The following is a 17,838-nucleotide window of genomic DNA, read 5'->3' on the forward strand; positions in this document are numbered from 1 at the left end:
TGGTTGACGGGGAAGCTGTGCTGACGAGGCGTCAGAGGCCCGGCGGGGACGGGTCGAACGGCGCGACCAGGAAGTGCTCGCCGTCCGCGTCGTAGTCGTAGATCAGTGCGGTGCGCCCGGCGGTGAGCTCCGGTTCCGCCTGCGGGGTGCGGACCTGCACGGTGGCGGTGGAGCCGTCCCCGGCGGTCACCTCGGCCTGTCCGAAGTCGGCCGTCACCCGGCCGGTGCGGATCACGCAGACCCGGCCGACGAAGTCGCCGCGGGTGACCGGCCGGTCCTCGGGGAACAGCCGCCGCAGCGGCCGGACGAGCACCCGGGTGCCCGCCCAGGAGGCGACCAGCGCGACGACGAACACGCCACCGCGCGCCGGTGCCCCGGAGGTGAGGACGGTGCCGGACAGGCTGACGAACCAGGCGAGCGCGACCAGCAGCGACACCGCCACCGTCGCGGGTACCCCGCCCAGCCCCAGCGCGTCCAGCACGCCCCCGTGGTGGCCCGTGCCGTGGGCTCCGCCGGCGGTCCCCCCGTCGCCGGTCCCCCCACCGGCGCCGTGCCCGCCGGACGCCCCGTGGGCCATGTTCCCCCCGGCACCGTGCCCCCCGGCACCGTGCCCCCCGGCACCGTGTCCGACGTGACCCGCCGGGCCCACATGTCCGGCGTGCCCGGCACCCGGGTGGTGCCCGACGCCGTGCCCCCCGTGCACGGCGTCGAACCCCAGGCCGCCGATCAGCATCAGCAGCCAGTACCCGACGACCACCACCAGCGCGAAGCTGAACAGCGCCGTCGGAAAGGCCAGCGCGGCCGCGAAGAATTCCCCCGTCCCGGCCATGCCCCCCGCCTTTCCCCCGGCACCGAGCATCGGCGCCGCAGAGATCATGGCAGCGGGCGGGGCTTCCGCACATTGCCAGGATCCGGCAATCTTTACGGCCTTTTGACACCCTGGTGCGCGCGCTGCCCGTGACACTGTGACGGTCGGGCAACAGAACGGCCCTGAGCAGGTCACCCGGGGTTTCGGCGGGAGGGGAGACGCGCCACGGAAGGCGGGGTGCGGGCGCGCTACAGCGGCTGTTCCGGCCAGTTCAGCAGTCGTGCGCCCATCGCCGCCGTCTCCAGGGTGAAGCGCTGCAACGCGTCCGAGGGGTCGTAGCCCGTGAGCGCCTTGATCCGCTCCAGGCGGTAGCCGAGGGTGCGCACGCTCAGCCCCAGCCGGCGCGCCGCCTCCGCGTTCACGTACGCCGCCTCCGCCTGCACCGCGATGGTGTCCAGCAACGGCCGGGCCCCGCCGCGCGCCTCGGTCAGCGGGCCGAGGACGCTGCGCACCAGGTCGGCCATCGCCGCCCGGTCGCGCATCAGCACCGGGAACACCAGCAGCTCCTCGGCCTTCAACTGACGGGCCGACAAACCCAGTCGCTGCGCGTAGTCCAGCGCGTCCAGCGCCTCGTCGTAACTGCGCAGCACCCCGCTCGCCCCCGAGTGCCGGCGGCCGGTCGCCACCCGCCGCACCGGCCGGTGGCCGGGCCCGGGGCGCAGCGCCAGCTCGGCGAAGGCCTCCAGCACGGCCCGCTCGGAGTCCGGGGCGATGCACACCAGCCGGCCGTCCTTGCTGGCGAGCAGGACGTCCCGCTCGCCGAACCGCCCGGTCAGCTCCCGCTCCACCCGGTGCAGCATCGGGTGCACGTCCACGAACGGCTCGTCGCCCACCGCCACCGCCACCGTGTACGCGCCCGCCAGTCGCAGCCCGAACCGCTCCGCGCGCTCGGCGAGCAGCCCCAGGTCGCTGCGGCCGTGCAGCAGGTCGTCGATGAACTCCCTTCGGGCCGCCTCTTCTTGACGGACCGCCAGGCGCTGGGAGCGCTCGTGGCCCTCGCCCAGCGCGGCCAGCGCGGCGTCGGTGGCGGCCAGCACCGCGTCACCGGTCCGGCGCAGTTCGCCGACACTGCTCGCGGCGGCCGTCCCCGGCAGCGTCTGCCAGGCCCGCCGGGCCGCCGCCAGGCAGTGCGAGACCACCTCGCGCAGCCCGTACCCGGCCTCGGCGCACTGCTCACCGAGTCGGCGCAGCGCCTCCAGCTCGTCCCGGCGGGGCAGGCGCCCGGTGCGGGAGGTGTCGGCGAGCAGGGCGAGGTACGCCTCGGCCAGCTCGTTCGGTATGTCGCACTCGTCCGTCTCGTTCACCGTTACTGCCAACCCCCGTGTGGCCTGCGATTTCGGCGCTGAACGTTATCAGGATCCATACGCCCGGGAGCCGTGTCCGCCGGGTTCCGCCCCTGCGGCGCGGGGCGCGCCCTACCGCTCGCGGAAGTGCAGCACGAAGCGCGCGCTGCTGCCGTCGATCCGGCGCCGGACGTACAGCGCCGGGGTGCCGTCCGGGGTGCAGCTGACCCCCTCGCGGACCAGCAGCGGGGTGCCCGCCGGGACGCCCAGCAGCTCGGCGTCCGCGAGGTCCGCGCCGATCGCACCGAAGGCCCGCCAGTCGTACTCCAGCTCCACCCCGGCCGCCCGGGCCAGGTCCAGCACCAGGTTCCCGGCGTGGCCGGGCCGCACCAGCTCGGCGGGCAGCGGACCGAACGGCACCCAGTAGCTGCACGCCGCCCGGGCCCGGCCGCCGAGGCGGATCACCGAGTCCAGCCGGTGCAGCTCGCCCGGCGCCCGGCCCAGCTGGCGGGCCGCCTCCTCGTCCTCGGCCGAGCCGGTCACCGGCGGGGCGGCCACCACGAACTCGCCGTCGCCGTGACCCGCCGGCACGGCCTCGTGCACGCTGCCCAGGTCGAAGCGCTGGCTGCGCGGGTCCACCGCGATCGAGACCCGGACGGCGGGCGGGCGGACGAAGGTGCCCACGCCCCGGCGGATCTCCACCACCGCGGCCCGCTCCAGCTCCGCGACGGCCTGCCGCACGGTCAGCCGGTTCACGCCGAACTCGGCGCTCAGCTCCGGCTCGCTCGGCAGCCGGGCGCCCGCGGGGTAGCCGCCCGCGTCGATCCGGTCCTGGAGCCGGCGGGCCAGCCGGCGGTAGACCGGGGTGCTCTGCTGGTTCTCGGGAGTGCTCGGGGGAGTGCCTGGGGGAGTGCTCGGGGGGTTCGTCGCCACGGACCGATCCTACGAAGCCGAGGGCCCCGCCCCGGGTCGCCGTGGCGGGCCGGCGGCGGTGGGATGGAGGTGTGCCCCGTACCCGCCGGGGGAATTGGACATCTAGACGTCTAGATGTCCTACTGGACGTTCAGCCCTCCCGTGTGCGGCTTCACCGAAAGGCCCTCGCATGTCCCTGGTCAACTTCCGCGACTCCGCCGTCCTCAGCGACCCGGAGGGCCTGCGGATCCGCCCCGGCGTGCTGTACCGCTCCGCCCAGCCCTTCCCGGCCGCCGACGAGGCCGTCGTCGCCCAGCTGCGCGCCTGCGACATCCGCACCGTCGTCGACCTGCGCGACCCCCGCGAGACCCGGCCCGACGACTGGGCCGCCGCCGAGGCCGCCGGGATAGCCGTGGTCGCCGCCCCGGTGAACCCGGCCACCGACGCCCTCACCGCCCACATGGCGACCATGACCACCGCCGCCGACCTCGGCGAGTTCTACCTGCTGCTCGCCGAATCCGCCCCCGAGGCCGTCGCCGCCGCCGTCGAGGCCACCACCCGCCCCGGCGCCGTCCTGCTGCACTGCGCTGCCGGCAAGGACCGCACCGGCCTGCTCACCGCCCTGCTGCTCGACCTCCTCGGCGTCCCCGCCGACCGGATCGTCGAGGACTACGCCCGCACCGCCGAGGCCCTCCCGCAGATCTTCGCCAACCTCGCCGAGCGCCACCGCACCGCCCTCAACGACCGGGGCGCCGCCACCCGCGTCACCGACTCCGAGGGCCGCACCCTCACCATCCCCGCCCCGCTGCTCCAGGCCCCGGCCGAGGCGATGTCCGTCTTCCTCGGCCACGTCCGCACCCGCCACGGCGGCGCCGAGGCCTTCCTCCCCGCCTGCGGCGTCCCGGCCGCCACCCTCGCGGCCTTCCGCAGCAAGGCGGCGGTGCCCGCAGTCCCCGCACCCTGACGGGGACGGGGACGGGCACGGGGAGGGGTCGGGTCCGGGGCCGCCGGAGGGGGTGTCAGACGTCCCGGCGCCGCACCACGACCACCGTCACCGCGACCGAGACGACCGCCCACACCCCCATGGTGATCCAGGAGTCCAGCACGCTCGGCGCCCACTTGCTGATCGTGGTCGAGGAGTCGGGGTTGTAGGTGAGCAGGTTGACGGTGTCCATCGGCAGGTGGGCGCCGATCTCGTGCAGCCAGCGGTAGCGGTCCCCGCCGAACATCAGCGGCAGGATGAAGAACAGCAGCACCAGGGAGACGATCGAGGCGGTGGCGTGCCGCAGCACGGCGCCCAGGGCCATCCCGATCAGCGCGCAGACCGGCACGATCGCCGCGTAGGCGAGGACGGCCTGGAGGCTGACCCCTTCGGTGATGGAGAGCCCGACGTGCCGGGAGGCCAGCATCGCGTTGCCGCCGAAGAAGGACACCGTGGACACCACCGCCCCGGCCAGCGCGGTGATCCCGCCGACCAGCAGCACCTTGGCGGCGATCACCCCGCGCCGGTCGGGCACGGCCGCGAAGGTGGTGCGGATCATGCCGGTGGTGTACTCGCCGAACACGGTGATCGCGCCGAGGCTGCCGGCCGCGATCGCCATCAGGTAGCAGGCGATGCTGCTGAGGCTGTGGTAGAGCGCGTCGTACCGGTACGGCGGGAAGCCGGGCATCGGCCGCGGCGGGTGGTCGATGTACGTCAGGTCGGAGTGGACGGCGTTCAGGTTGATCCCGATCGCGACCAGCGAGGCCAGGGCCAGCACCCAGTACGTCGACCGCAGCGAGCGCAGTTTGATCCACTCGGCGGCGAGCAGGTCGGTGAACCGGGGCGCGGGTTCCGTCGAGCGGGCGCTCTCGGTGCGGATCAGGGTCGTGGTGCTCATCGGCTCTCTCCTGCCAGGTACTCGACGCTGTCGGCGGTCAGGGACATGAACGCCGACTCCAGGGACGACGTCCGGGTGGCCAGCTCGTGCAGCACCACGCCGTGGCGCAGCGCGAGTTCACCGATCCGGGCCGCGGTCATCCCGGTGACGACACCGAACTGCGGGTCCGGCAGGCCGACTTCGGCTCCCTCGGCGCGCAACACCGGTACCAGCTGGGCGAGTTCCGGTGCCCGGACGGCCACGCTCGACTCCGCGTACCGGGCCGAGAACTCGACCAGGCTCTCGTCGGCGATCAGGCGGCCGCGGCCGATCACCACCAGCCGGTCGGCGGTGTGCTCCATCTCGGCCATCATGTGGCTGGAGACGAAGACGGTGCGGCCCTCGTCGGCGAGGCGGCGGAACAGGCCGCGCACCCAGAGCACGCCCTCGGGGTCGAGGCCGTTGAGGGGCTCGTCGAAGAGCAGTACGGGCGGGTCGCCGAGCAGGGCCCCGGCGATGCCCAGGCGCTGCTTCATGCCCAGCGAGTAGCCGCCGATCCGCCGGTCCGCGGCCTTGCCGAGGCCGACCTCGGCGAGCACCTCGGCCACCCGGCCGAGCGGGATCCGGTTGCTGCGGGCCAGTGCGGACAGGTGGGCCCGGGCACTGCGGCCGCCGTGCACGTCCCCGGCGTCCAGCAGGGCGCCGACGTGCCGCAGGCCGCGCGGGCGGCCGGCGAACGGCACCCCGTCGACGGTGACGGCGCCCGCGGTGGGGGTGTTGAGGCCCAGGACCATGCGCAGGGTGGTGGACTTGCCCGCGCCGTTGGGCCCCAGGAAGCCGGTGACGGTGCCCGGCCGGACGGTGAAGGTCAACTGGTCGACGGCCGTGGTGGCGCCGTACCGCTTGGTCAGTCGCTCGATCTCGATCACGGGGACAACGCTGCCGGTCGGGGGCGTGATCGGGCATCGGGCGGCGGGCCACAACCGGGAGCGGCGGCCCCCGCCCCGGGGATTACGCCCGCGGGCCGATGCGCCGCCCGACGGCCCGCCGCTACCATCGCGTCATGATCACCGAACCCCGCCCGCCGCTGCTCAGGCGCCTGCCCGCGGGCGTGTGGGTGGCGGCGTTCTGGACGTCCATCGTGGTGTTCCGGTTCTTCACCCGGGACAACGAGTTGAGCCACCTCTTCGACTACGACGGCAACACCGAGGACATGGCCATGGTGGTCACCGCCGTGGTCACCACCCTGGTCGCCTTCCTGCTGGTGCGGCTGCCGCTGGCGGCGGTCGCGGCCGCGCTGGCGGGCGGCGTCTTCTCGCTCGGGATGTGGACGGTCACGGCGACGGCGCCGGTGCAGTTCCTGATCGCCGAGGCGGTGGTCGGCTACTGCGTGGTCACCCGCTCCCGCCTGCTCTCGACGATCGCGGTGGCGATGCCGCTGACCGTGCTCGCCACGCTGTTCGCCTGGGGTGCCGTCAACGGCTACCCGGTGAACCCGTACGCCTACCTGGGCATCGCCGCGACCGTCCTGATCGCCTGGCTGATCGGCAACACCGTCCGCCAGGGCCGCGCCCACACCGAGGCGCTGCGCGGCCGCGCCGCCGAGCAGGCCGTCACCGCCGAACGACTGCGGATCGCCCGCGAGTTGCACGACATGGTGGCCCACAACATCGGCATCATCGCGATCCAGGCGGGCATGGGCAGCCGGGTCATGGACACCCAGCCCGCCGAGACCCGCAACGCGCTGAACGCCATCGAGGCCACCAGCCGGGAGACCCTGGCCGGGCTGCGCCGGATGCTCGGCGCGCTGCGGCAGGGCGAGGGCGAGTCCGCACCGCTCGAAGTGGCCCCCGGGCTGGACGAGTTGGAGCGGATGCGGGAGAAGGCGGCCGGCGCCGGGGTGCGGGTCGCGATCAGCCGCAGCGGCGAGGCCCGGGCGCTGCCGCCCGAGGTGGACCTCGCCGCGTACCGGATCGTCCAGGAGGCGGTCACCAACGTGGTCAAGCACTCCGGCACCCGGGACTGCCACGTCACCGTCGCGTACGCGCCCGAGCACCTCGCCGTCACCGTCGTCGACCTCGGCGCCGGCACGCCCACCGCCACCCCCGGCACCGGCTACGGCCTGGCCGGGATGCGCGAGCGGGTCGCCCTGCTGGACGGCGAGTTCAGCGCCGGCCCGCGCCCCGGCGGCGGTTTCCGGGTGGCCGCCCTGCTGCCGCTCCCGGCCGTGCCCGCCGGGAGCCCCGAACCGACTCCCCTGGAGGTGGGACCGTGATCCGCGTCGTCCTGGTCGACGACCAGCCGCTCATCCGCACCGGCCTGCGCGTGCTCATCGCCGACGCCCCCGACCTGGAGGTGGTCGGCGAGGCCGGCAACGGCGCCGAGGCCGTCGACGTGGTCGCCCGACTGCGCCCGGACGTCGCCGTGATGGACATCCGGATGCCCGGCATGGACGGCATCGAGGCCACCCGCCGGATCCTCGCCGACCCGGACCTGCCCACCCACGTACTGGTCCTGACCACCTTCGACGACGACGACTACGTGTACGGCGCGCTGCGCGCCGGGGCGAGCGGCTTCCTGGTCAAGGACCTCGCCCTGGAGACCATCCTGGACGGCGTCCGGGTGGTCGCCGCCGGGGACGCCCTGCTCGCGCCGGGCATCACCCGCCGGCTGATCGGCGAGTTCGCCGCCCGCCCGGACACGGCCGCCCGGCCGCGGACGTCCGCCGAGGGCATCACCGGACGCGAACGCGAGGTGCTCACCCTGGTCGGCCGCGGCCTGTCCAACACGGAGATCGCCGAGGAACTCACCATCAGCGTGGCCACCGCCAAGGCGCACGTCGCCCGGCTGTTCACCAAGCTGGGTGCCCGGGACCGGGTCCACCTGGTCATCCACGCCTACGAGTTCGGGCTCGTCGCGCCGTCGTGACGGTGACGCCCCAGGGCCCGGCCCCGGAGTCCGGCCCCGGACAGCGCGAAGCGCCGGAGCGGGCCCGCACAGCCCGCCCCGGCGCTTCCCCCGTACCGGATCGTCAGGGCACAAGACCCCTCCGGCCCGTCCGATCCGTCGGTCCCGTCAGCTCCCGAGCTGCCCCACGCTGCTCGGGGGACGGCGTTCGTAGGTGTTCAGGCGACGGCGGTCGGTGGACGACCGCTCAATGCCCGACCGCTCAGTGGGCGATCGCTCAGTGCCCGACCGCTCAGTGGACGATCGCGTGCGAGATCTGGCACCCGCTGACCGCGTTCGACCAGGTCCCCTGCATCGCGAACGAGCCGGTCGCGAACGCCACGTTCTGCGAGCCGCCGGTGCCGCCGACGCCCTTCCAGGCGCACTTGTCGGCGTTCTCCGAGCCGGAGGAGTCGGTCCAGCCGCCGGCCGGGTTCTGGTCGGTGACCGTCTCCGCGTACTCGTGGCCGAACACCATGGTCACGCCGTCCAGCAGGCCCGCACTGCCGCTGTTGACGTAGTTCTGGCCGCAGGAGGTGCCCATGTCGGTCACGTACGGGTCGTTGCTGAACGCCACGTCGCCGTAGGGGGAGGTGGCCGCGCCGCCGGTCAGCGTGGTGTCGCCGTTCCAGTCGTGCCAGGCGCAGAAGTTGCCGGTCGAGGTGTTGAAGCCGTCCGGGTGGGTGCCGGTCGGCGAGAGCACCACGTACTGCACGTTGCGGTTGGCGGCCGCGGTGGTGTTGCCGAAGTGCCCGGCGGCCTTGACGGCCTCGTTGGCGATCTGGTTGCCGGTGGCCTGGCCCGGGGCGGTGGCCGAGTTGTCCACCCAGACCCCGGCCAGCGCGCCGCCGGTCGGGTAGCCGACGTGCGCGGCGGTGGAGCCGCAGGTGGTGGCGCCCTTGGCGACGCCCTCGCAGTACTGGGTCATGACGCCGGACCAGGTCTCGCTGTTGGTGCCGAGGCCCTTGTACAGCTGCTGCACCCGGACGGCCTCGCCGGACGGGTCGCCGGACAGCGTGGTGTAGCCGTTGGCGTCGGTGCCCGCGGTGCCCCACTGGGAGCCCCAGAAGACCACGTACACCTTCGGGGCGCCGGTGGTGACGCCGATGCCGTCGACCCCGCCGCCGTACTTGAGGTTGGTGGTGCGGCTCGCGGCCGCGGAGGCGGCGTTGGCGTGCTCGGCGGCCTCCTTGGTCGGGACGGTGCCGTGCCGGTACGGGTGGGACTGCCCGGCGAACTCGCTGCCCGGCTGGTCGGCCTGGGCGGCCGGCGCGGCGGCGAAGCCGGTGGCGGCCAGCGCCAGCGCGCTGAGCCCGGTCAGGGCCCGGACCCGTGCCCGGCGGGAAGTGGGGGAGATGCCCATCGTGAGGGTTCCTCTCTCATGCCGACCGCACGCCGGTGGGGGCGCGGCGACACCGTGGGGGACAAATGGGGAGGAGCGACGACGGCAGGCCGGTGTCCACCGACCGCCCGTCAGGGGCGGTCGGTGAAACGGGGATGGGGGACCGGTTCACTGCCGACGGCGGGAAGCAAAGCACCGCCGCGGAAACCGGGTCAACGACGCCGGGAGTAAGACCAGCCCCAAGAGCGGCCCCGGAAGAGGTATTGAACGTCAAAAATCAGCAGTTGAAAGCTTGTTGACGCGCTTGACGAAGACATGTCTCAACAGTTGAAGGGGCCTTCTACACCGTATGGCGGCCCGGCCCGCCGCCCGGCTCAGCGCTGCGCGCCCTCGACCTCCGGGTCTTCCGTGCCCTGGACGTCGGTGCCCTGGACGTCCGCGCCCTGGAGCTCCGTGCCCTGGACCTCCGTGATGCGCATGATCCGCCCGTGCGAGTCCAGCACGACGTCGTAGGCGTTGCCGTGGCAGCCGTACGGGTCGGCCGGGTCGCGTTCGGCCAGGCAGTCGTTGAGGTGGGTGACCAGTTCGTCCAGGTGGACGGGCCGCGCGCTCTCCCCGCGCGGGCGGTCGACCAGGGTGGCGGTGACGCCGGCCGCCGCGAAGCCGTAGTGGACGGGGGAGCCGGTGGCCTCGTAGCGGGGCGGGGTGCAGGCGAACCGGGCGGGCTGGGCGGTGAGTTCGGCCGGGCCGGCGGCGACCACGACCAGCACCTGGTGGCCGGGCCGCAGGGCGGGCGCGGTGCACTCCGGGGCGGGGTCGACGGGCGCGCCGGGTGCGGCGGCGACGGTGCCCGCGGCGGTGCCGGTGGCGGCGTAGGCCTCCTCGTCGGCGAAGTCGTCATCGCCGTCCAGCAGCGGGTCGTCCAGGCCCTCGTCGGCGAGGGCCTCGGCCGAGGAGGCGGCGGTCACCGTCGGGCGGGAGTCCGCGGGGGTGCAGCCGGTGAGTCCGGCCAGGGCGAGTCCGGTCAGGGCGGCGGCGGCGAGGAGGGTACGGGGCACGGCCATGACACAAGTCTCCCCGGGCGGCGGTGGTGGTCGGTACCCGGGTACCACGAGCGGCGCGCACCGTACGGTTCCCGCCCCCGCCGGACGTGCGGGTCCGGTGGGGGCGGGAGGTTCGGGGGAGCAGGCGCCAGGTGTCGGACGCTAGGCGTCAGGCGTCAGGCGTCAGGCGTCAGGCGTCAGACCGTGACCGCCGGCTGCGCCTCGTACGCCCCGCGCACCCGCGCCTGCGCGGCCGCGTCCACGCCCAGGTGGTCCAGCCCGAGCAGCGCGGCGCCCAGCACCGGCGGCGCGACGACCACCCGCGGCTCGGCCAGCGGCGCGGCCCGGGCCAGCCGCTCCCGCAGGTTGTCGAGCAGCAGCGGCTGCCGGGAGGCGAGCACCCCGCCGCCGAGCACCACCGGGGTGGCGGAGTCCAGCAGGTCCAGCCGGCCGAGGGCGACCACGGCCAGCCGGACGATCTCGTCGGCCTGCCGGTCGATCAGCTCCCGGGCGACGGCGTCCCCGTCGTTCGCGACCGCGAACAGCACCCGGACGATCTCGTGCAGCCGGGTGGCCGGCAGGTGCCCGAGGTGGACGGCCTCGGCGACGGCTCCGGCGCTGGGCAGGCCGAAGTGCTCGGCGATGGCCGGGGCGAGCCCGGTGGGCCCGCCGCGCCCGTCCTCCGCGCGGACGGCGTGCCACATGCTGCTGGCGGCCAGTCCGCCGCCGCCGCCCCAGTCGCCGGTGAGCTCGCCGAGCGCCGGGAAGCGGGCGGTGCGCCCGTCCGGCAGCAGCCCGACGCAGTTGATCCCGGCGCCGCAGACCACCGCGACCCCGCGCGGGCCGTCGGTGCCGGCCCGCAGCAGGCCGAAGGTGTCGTTGACGACGGTGTTGCTGAGCCCCCACGGGTGCGATTCCAGGGCCGCGCGCAGCGCCTCCTCCTCCACCGGGAGGTCGGCGTTGGCCAGGCAGGCGCTGACGTGGCTGGTCAGCACGCCGCGGAAGGACGGGAATCCGGCCGCCGCGGCGGCCTCCTCGACCAGCGGGGCGAGGCCCGCCACGGCCGCCGCGCCGCCGATCTTCTGCGGGGCGAAGCCGCCGCCGCGGGCGGTGCCGCGGACGGTGCCGTCGGCGCCGATCAGGGCGACGTCGGTCTTGGAGTTGCCCGCGTCGATGGCGAGGACGCCGGGCAGGAGTGGTTCGGGCTGGTGGGTCATCAGGTCCCCGCGGCTCGTACGTGGCCCGGCCGCGAGCTCCGGCCGGGGACCGGGCCCCCACGCGGGGGGCCCGGTGAGGGCTCTCAGGCCCAGGAGAGGTGCTCGCGGTTGTGGGCGAGCAGCCGGTCCGTGAGCCGGTCGGCGAGTTCGATCTGGCCGACCAGCGGGTGCGCGAGCAGGGCGTCGAAGACCCGGTCGCGGCCGCCGCGCAGGGCGGCGTCGAGCGCGAGGTGCTCGTACGAGGTGACGGCGGCGACCAGGCCGGCGAACAGCGGCTCGACCGGCCGCTGCGGCAGCGGCCGCACGCCGCGGGCGTCCACCTCGGCGGGCACCTCGATGACGGCGTCGTCCGGCAGGAACGGCAGCACCCCGTCGTTGCGGGTGTTGACGACCTGGACGGAGGTCCCGCCGCCGGTGCCGAGCAGGGCGGCGATCAGCTGGACGGCGGCCTCCGAGTAGAAGGCCCCGCCGCGCTTGCCGAGCAGTTCCGGCTTGGTGTCGAGGGCCGGGTCGGCGTACAGCTCCAGCAACTGCCGTTCGATCTCGGCGACCTGGGCGGCCCGTGAGCCCTGCACCCTGAGCTCCTCGACCACCGCGTCGTGCTGGTAGAAGTAGCGCAGGTAGTAGGAGGGAACCACGCCGAGCCGCTGCACGAAGGCCTGCGGCAGGTGGAGGTCCTCGGCGATCTCCTTGCCGAAGTCCCGCAGCAGTTCCGGCAGCACCTCGCGGCCGCCGGCGGCCCCCGGGCCGTCCAGCAGGGTGACCCCGCGCTCCCAGGTGAGGTGGTTGAGCCCGACGTGGTCCAGCCGGACCAGCTCCGGGTCCACCCCCAGGTGCCCGGCGAACTTGCGCTGGAAGCCGATGGCGACGTTGCACAGTCCGACGGCCTTGTGCCCGGCGCTCTGCAGGGCCCGGGTGACGATGCCGACCGGGTTGGTGAAGTCGACGATCCAGGCGTCCGGATTGGTGCGGCGGACCTGCTCGGCGATGTCCAGGACGACCGGCACGGTGCGCAGCGCCTTGGCCAGCCCGCCCGCGCCGGTGGTCTCCTGGCCGACGCAGCCGCACTCCAGCGGCCAGGTCTCGTCCTTGTCGCGCGCGGCCTGGCCGCCGACCCGCAGCTGGAGCAGGACGGCGTCGGCGTCGGCGACGCCCGCCGCCAGGTCGGTGGTGACGGTGACGGTGGCGGAGTGCCCCTGCTTGGCGAAGATCCGCCGGGCCAGCCCGCCGATCAGCTCCAGCCGCTCGGCGGCCGGGTCGATCAGGACCAGTTCGCCGACCGGCAGGGTGTCGCGCAGCCGGGCGAAGCCGTCGATCAGCTCCGGGGTGTACGTCGAACCGCCGCCGACGATGGCCAACTTGAGTGCGGACATCAGCCCTTGACCCCTGTCAGTGTCACGCCTTCGATGAAGGCCTTCTGTGCGAAGAAGAAGAGGACGATCACCGGTGCCATCACCAGCAGGGTGGCGGCCATGGTGAGGTTCCAGTTGGTGTGGTGGGCGGCCTTGAACGACTCCAGGCCGTAACTGAGCGTCCAGGCCTGCTGGTTGTTGCTGGCGTAGATCTGCGGGCCGAAGTAGTCGTTCCAGCAGTAGAAGAACTGGAACAGGGCGACGGCGGCGATGGCCGGCTTGGCCATCGGCAGCACGACCCGCAGCAGGGTGCGCAGGTCGCCGCAGCCGTCGATCCGGGCGGCCTCCAGGTACTCCTTGGGGATGGTCAGCAGGAACTGGCGCAGCAGGAAGATCGAGAAGGCGTCGCCGAAGGCCATCGGGATGATCAGCGGCCAGAGCGAGCCGCCGAGGCCCAGCTGCTTGGTCCAGAACAGGAACATCGGGATGACGGTGACCTGCGGCGGCAGCATCATCATCGCGATGACGGCCATCAGGGCCAGGTTGCGGCCGCGGAAGCGGAACTTGGCGAGCGCGTAGGCGACCGGCAGGCTGGAGACGACGGTCAGCAGGGTGCCGGCGCAGGCGTACACCAGGGTGTTGCGCCACCAGGTGAGGAAGCCGGGGGTGTTCCAGACCTGGCCGTAGTTGCCCCAGTTCCAGGAGGTGGGCCAGTAGTCGGTGGTGAGCGCCTGCTGGTCGTTCATCACCGAGGTGAGGAAGACGAAGACGAAGGGCAGCAGGAAGAACAGCGCGGCGGCGATCGCCAGCGAGTGCACCGCCACCCAGTTGAGCAGCGCGCGGCGCCGGGCGGCGCGGGCGGCCGCGGTGCCGGTGCGGGAGGCGCCCGCGGGGGGCTTCGGGAGCGTGGAGCTGAGAGTCATGGTCGGGTCCTCACTGTCCGCTAGTCGTCGCTCGCCATGAAGCCGGACTTGCGGCGGAGCAGGATCGAGGTGACGGCCATCGAGATGACGAACAGCACCATGGCGACGGCGCAGGCCGCGCCGTAGTTGAAGTGCTGGAAGCCGAGGTTGTAGACCATCTGGGGCAGGGTCCAGGTGGAGCCCTGGGGGTAGCCGGGTTCGAACTGCTGGCCGGAGTTGCCCGCGATGCCGCTGGCGACCTTCCCGGCGACGATCGCCTGGGTGTAGTACTGCATGGTCTGGATGACCCCGGTGACCACCGCGAACATGATGATCGGCGAGATGTTCGGCAGCGTGACGTACCGGAACCGCTGGACCGGGCCGGCGCCGTCCAGTTCGGCCGCCTCGTACTGCTCCTTGGGGACGTCCAGCAGCGAGGCCATGAAGATGACCATCAGGTCGCCGATGCCCCACATGGCGAGCAGGGTGAGCGCGGGCTTGGACCAGTCCGGGTCGGCGAACCAGCCGGGCTGCGGCAGGCCGAGCTCGCCGAGCAGGTGGTTCAGCGGGCCGGTGCCCGGGTTGAGCAGGAAGGCGAAGGCGACGGTGGCGGCCACCGGCGGGGCCAGGTAAGGCAGGTAGAAGACGGTGCGGAAGAAGCCCGCGCCGGTCTTGACCTTGGTGATCAGCATCCCGATGCCGAGCCCGAAGGCGACCCGCAGCGACACCATGATCAGCACCAGCCACAGGGTGTTGCGCAGGCCCTGCCAGAAGGTCGGCAGCTGGTTGAGGACGTAGTCCCAGTTCTTGAGGCCGTTGAAGGTCGCGGCGCCGATGCCGTTGTACCGGGTGAAGGAGAAGTAGGCGGTGGAGACCAGCGGGTAGACGAAGAAGACGCTGAACCCGATCAGCCAGGGGGAGAGGAAGGCGAGGGTGCGGGCCGCCTCCCGGCGGCGCTTCCGGCGCAGCAGCTGCTGCGTGGAGGGCGTCGCCGGGTCGGTGGTCGCGACGCCCTTGCGGGTGCCGAACGCGATTGACATGGGGAGCTCCGTGGACCGTTCCCGCTACTTCGCCTGGGCGATGTCGGTGTCGACCTGCTTGGCCGTGGCGGCGAGGCCCGCCTTGAGGTCGGTCTGCTTGCCGGACTCGTAGTCGTAGCCGAGGTTCTGCAGCGAGACGATGTAGGCGCCGCCGTTGACGCTGGCCGGGGTGGTGCCCGAGTTCGGGTTCTTGGCGACGTCCAGGAAGGTCTTGAAGTTCGGGTCGCTGACCAGCTTCGGCGAGCTCAGCGCGTCGAAGGTGCTCGGCACGTTGTGGATGGCGTTGGCGAAGTTGACCACGGCGTCCGTGTCGGTGGTCAGGAACTTCACGAACTCCCAGGCCGCGGTCTGCTTCTTGCTGGTGCTGGCGATGCCGACGATGGTGCCGGTCTGGTAGCCGCGGCCGTAGGTGTCGGCCTGGTCGTCCGGCACCGGGAACGGCGCGGTGGCCCAGTCGAAGTCGGGCTTGTTCTCGGCGAGCGAGGCGGTCCGCCACTCACCGTCGATGGCCATCGCGACCTGACCGGTGTGGAAGGGGTTCTTGGCGCTGAACTCCTCGCCGAAGGTGGCGCGGTACTTCTCCAGCTTGGCGTAGCCGCCGAGCTGGTCGACCAGGCCCTTCTGCCAGTCGAGCACCGCGGCGACCTTGGGGTCGGCGGCCAGGTTCGACTTGCCGTCGGCGCCGAAGTAGGTGGCGCCGTACTGGCCGAGGAAGTGCTCGGTGGTGGACTCGTAGCCGTGGTACAGCGGCATGAAGCCGAGCTGCTTGTACGAGTCGCCGTCGGCGACCGTCAGCGCCTTGGCGTCCGCGGCGAACTCGCTGAAGGTCTTCGGCGGGGCGGAGATGCCGGCCGCGGCGAAGGCCTTCTTGTTGTAGTACAGGCCGTACGCGTCGCCGAGCAGCGGCAGCGAGCACTGGTTGCCCTGGAACTGGGTGTAGTTGAGCATCGCGGCCGGGAAGGTCTTGGCCGCGTCGATGCCGCTCTTCTGCAGCTGGGGCTTGAGGTCGACGAACGCCTTCGTCGAGCAGAACATGCCGACGTTGTTGGTGGTGAAGGAGGACACCACGTCCGGCGCGTCGTCCCCGCCGGCCCGCAGGGCCTGGTTGACCTTGTCGTCCGCGACGTTGCCGACCGGCTTGACGTGGATGTTGGGGTGGGCCTTCTCGAAGGCGGCGATGGTGTCGTTGATCGCCTTCACCTCGTTGTCCTGGCTCCAGCCGTGCCAGAAGGTGATGGTGACGTCCTTGCCGCTGGCGGAGTCGTCGTTGCCGCCGGACTCGCTGGAACCGGTGCAGGCGGAGGCGAGCAGGGCCAGGACGGCGCTGCCGGCGACGGCGGCGACGGTGCGGCGGCCTCTGCGGGAGGGGGTGGCGTGCACTTCGAGGTCCTCCTGGGGGTGCGCGGACAGGCGTCATTGCCTCGGGGCCCGCGTAGGGGTTGGGGGAGAGGTGGGTGCAGGGCGTCTTGGGGAGCGGGAGCGGGGAGCAGGGGGGAGCGCGCTAGTGGGTGGAGAAGACCGCCTCACGGGCGTCCGTGAGGGCCCGTTGCAGGGCGCCGAGCAGGACGGGCGAGCCGGACAGGGCACTGCTGCGGATCTCCGGCCGGGCGTGGCAGACCCGGGCCAGTTCGTCCTCGACGAGCGCGCGCAGGCGTTCGCCGCCCGCGTTCGGCACCGCGCCGGAGAGGACCACCAGCTGGGGGTCGACCACGGCGACGATCACGGACAGCCCGACGGCGAGCCGCCCGGCCAGTTCGGTGAGGAACGCGTCGCCGGCACCCGGGGTCTCCAGGGCCTTGGCGACCGACTCCTCGGCGGTGGGCGCGCCGAGCCCGTGCTCGCGGGCCAGGGTCCGGACGGCGACCGCCCCGACCTGGTCCTGGAAGCCGCCGAACTTGCGGCGGCGGGCGTCCCACTCGACCGGCGAGCCGGGCACCGGCATGTAGCCGACCTCCCCGGCGCCGCCGGTGAAGCCGCGGTGCAGCCGCCCGGCGATCACGACCGCGGCACCGACCCCCGACTCGGCCCAGAGCAGGACGAAGTCCTCGAAGCCGGCCGCTGCACCGGAGACCTGCTCGGCGACTGCGGCCAGGTTCACGTCGTTCTCGATCGACACCGGCGCGCCGATCGCCCCGGTCAGCTCCTCCACCAGTCGCGGGGAGTGCCAACCGGGCAGGTGCGAGGCGTAGCGCAGCTTCCCGGTGACCGGGTCCGGCGCACCGCCGAGCCCGATCGCGACCGTCCGCAGGCCCCCCGCGGGCACCCCGGCGGCGCGCACCGCCTCGGCGACGGCCGCGGCCACCCGCGGCACCGTCCCGGCGGCCGGGACGCCCTTGGTCGACACGGCGTGCTCGGTCAGCGTGTTGCCGGTGATGTCGGCGACGGCGACCCGGATCCCGCTGTTGGTGACGTCCAGCCCGGCCACGTACCCGGCCGCCGGATTCACCTGGTACAGCTGCGCGTTGGGCCCCGGCCCACCCTCCGTCGTCCCGACCGGCAGCACCAGCCCGGCCGCCTCCAGCCGGGACAGCAGCTGCGAGGCCGTCGGCTTCGACAACCCGGTCAACGCGCCGATCTGCGTCCGGGACAACGGCCCGTTCTCCAGCAGCAGTTCCAGCGCGGCCCGGTCGTTGATGGCGCGCAACAGGCTCGGCGTACCGGCGAGTGGAGCCTTGGCGGTGCTCTTGGTCATGCCGGGATCCTCCCCTTCCGCCGCCCCTGCGTGAACTGTTAGGAAACTTTCCAGTCGCTCGGAACAGGACCGTACGATCCCCGTCAGCACAGTGTCAATGCCCCCCACACCCTCGGATGCCGAAGCGTTACCGGACCCACGGCGGGCCCCGCCCCCACCCCAGCGGGCGCGGGACTGGATGGAGAAACCATCTGCCTGTGCCCAGCCGCTGAATTCAGGCGCGGCGGCCTCCTCCGATGAGGATGCCGCCGTACCAAGAAGGAAAGAGGAGAAGCTGGGTGTCGTGCCGCGGGGGGCCGCGGGGCGGAACCCCGGGTAAACGAGAGTAATTGGGGGGGGGGTGTTTAGGGGTCGTGCGGTGTAGGTTTGGGGTGGCAGGTAT

16 protein-coding genes are annotated in these 17,838 nt (G+C 73.2%); 3 read left to right on the plus strand and 13 right to left on the minus strand.

What is annotated here, in order from left to right; all coding sequences use genetic code 11:
* Positions 1–31: 31 nt before the first annotated feature.
* The 3 genes from ACFV8H_RS33990 to ACFV8H_RS34000 all read right to left on the minus strand — a co-directional run bounded on the left by ACFV8H_RS33990 (position 32) and on the right by ACFV8H_RS34000 (position 3,084).
* Positions 32–829 carry a hypothetical protein gene (locus ACFV8H_RS33990; protein ID WP_380407606.1) on the minus strand — a complete coding sequence of 266 codons (798 nt, stop codon included), beginning with the start codon at positions 827–829 and terminating at the stop codon, positions 32–34.
* A 227-nt stretch (positions 830–1,056) separates the two neighbouring features.
* Positions 1,057–2,172, minus strand: coding sequence for a PucR family transcriptional regulator (locus ACFV8H_RS33995; protein WP_380407608.1), 1,116 nt, complete (start codon positions 2,170–2,172; stop codon positions 1,057–1,059).
* 111 nt (positions 2,173–2,283) lie between these two features.
* On the minus strand, positions 2,284–3,084 hold the full coding sequence (locus ACFV8H_RS34000; RefSeq protein ID WP_380407610.1) for a GntR family transcriptional regulator: 801 nt from the start codon (positions 3,082–3,084) through the stop codon (positions 2,284–2,286).
* A gap of 169 nt (positions 3,085–3,253) precedes the next feature.
* Between ACFV8H_RS34000 and ACFV8H_RS34005 the strand changes: the two genes are divergently transcribed.
* Positions 3,254–4,027: a tyrosine-protein phosphatase gene (locus ACFV8H_RS34005; protein ID WP_380407611.1), complete on the plus strand. Its 774-nt coding sequence runs from the start codon at positions 3,254–3,256 to the stop codon at positions 4,025–4,027.
* Positions 4,028–4,082: 55 nt separating this feature from the next.
* On the opposite strand, the gene ACFV8H_RS34010 is transcribed toward ACFV8H_RS34005, so the two are convergent.
* On the minus strand, positions 4,083–4,943 hold the full coding sequence (locus ACFV8H_RS34010) for an ABC transporter permease subunit (protein ID WP_380407613.1): 861 nt from the start codon (positions 4,941–4,943) through the stop codon (positions 4,083–4,085).
* Positions 4,940–5,851 (minus strand): ABC transporter ATP-binding protein, encoded by a 912-nt coding sequence (locus tag ACFV8H_RS34015; protein WP_380407615.1) that lies wholly within the window; start codon positions 5,849–5,851, stop codon positions 4,940–4,942. The genes ACFV8H_RS34010 and ACFV8H_RS34015 overlap by 4 nt, the downstream gene beginning before the upstream one ends.
* Before the next feature lie 134 nt (positions 5,852–5,985).
* Here ACFV8H_RS34015 and ACFV8H_RS34020 point away from each other — a divergent pair, with 134 nt between their 5' ends.
* The gene (locus ACFV8H_RS34020) at positions 5,986–7,197 is read left to right on the plus strand and encodes a sensor histidine kinase (RefSeq protein WP_380407617.1); all 1,212 of its coding nucleotides are present in this window, start codon (positions 5,986–5,988) and stop codon (positions 7,195–7,197) included.
* Entirely contained in the window at positions 7,194–7,850 is a 657-nt protein-coding gene (locus tag ACFV8H_RS34025) for a response regulator (RefSeq protein WP_380407619.1), read from the plus strand. Before ACFV8H_RS34020 ends, ACFV8H_RS34025 begins: the two co-directional genes overlap by 4 nt.
* Positions 7,851–8,121: 271 nt before the next feature.
* Here ACFV8H_RS34025 and ACFV8H_RS34030 read toward each other — a convergent pair whose 3' ends face one another.
* From ACFV8H_RS34030 to ACFV8H_RS34065, 8 genes are all read right to left on the minus strand, one after another.
* A complete protein-coding gene (locus ACFV8H_RS34030) occupies positions 8,122–9,231 on the minus strand; it encodes a hypothetical protein (RefSeq protein ID WP_380407621.1) in 1,110 nt (369 codons plus the stop codon).
* A 353-nt stretch (positions 9,232–9,584) separates the two neighbouring features.
* Positions 9,585–10,274, minus strand: coding sequence for a hypothetical protein (locus tag ACFV8H_RS34035; protein WP_380407623.1), 690 nt, complete (start codon positions 10,272–10,274; stop codon positions 9,585–9,587).
* A 176-nt stretch (positions 10,275–10,450) separates the two neighbouring features.
* Positions 10,451–11,470, minus strand: a complete 1,020-nt coding sequence (locus ACFV8H_RS34040) for an N-acetylglucosamine kinase (protein ID WP_380407624.1) — start codon at positions 11,468–11,470, stop codon at positions 10,451–10,453.
* 83 nt (positions 11,471–11,553) lie between these two features.
* On the minus strand, positions 11,554–12,843 hold the full coding sequence (locus tag ACFV8H_RS34045; protein ID WP_380407626.1) for a 6-phospho-beta-glucosidase: 1,290 nt from the start codon (positions 12,841–12,843) through the stop codon (positions 11,554–11,556).
* Entirely contained in the window at positions 12,843–13,745 is a 903-nt protein-coding gene (locus ACFV8H_RS34050; protein ID WP_380407628.1) for a carbohydrate ABC transporter permease, read from the minus strand. Before ACFV8H_RS34050 ends, ACFV8H_RS34045 begins: the two co-directional genes overlap by 1 nt.
* Before the next feature lie 20 nt (positions 13,746–13,765).
* Positions 13,766–14,764 (minus strand): carbohydrate ABC transporter permease, encoded by a 999-nt coding sequence (locus ACFV8H_RS34055; protein ID WP_380407630.1) that lies wholly within the window; start codon positions 14,762–14,764, stop codon positions 13,766–13,768.
* Between the two features lie 24 nt (positions 14,765–14,788).
* Positions 14,789–16,144: an ABC transporter substrate-binding protein gene (locus ACFV8H_RS34060; protein ID WP_380407632.1), complete on the minus strand. Its 1,356-nt coding sequence runs from the start codon at positions 16,142–16,144 to the stop codon at positions 14,789–14,791.
* 121 nt (positions 16,145–16,265) lie between these two features.
* Positions 16,266–17,456 carry an ROK family transcriptional regulator gene (locus ACFV8H_RS34065; protein ID WP_380407634.1) on the minus strand — a complete coding sequence of 397 codons (1,191 nt, stop codon included), beginning with the start codon at positions 17,454–17,456 and terminating at the stop codon, positions 16,266–16,268.
* Positions 17,457–17,838: the final 382 nt, after the last annotated feature.

Source organism: Kitasatospora sp. NPDC059827 (assembly GCF_042731675.1).
Taxonomy (GTDB): domain Bacteria; phylum Actinomycetota; class Actinomycetes; order Streptomycetales; family Streptomycetaceae; genus Kitasatospora.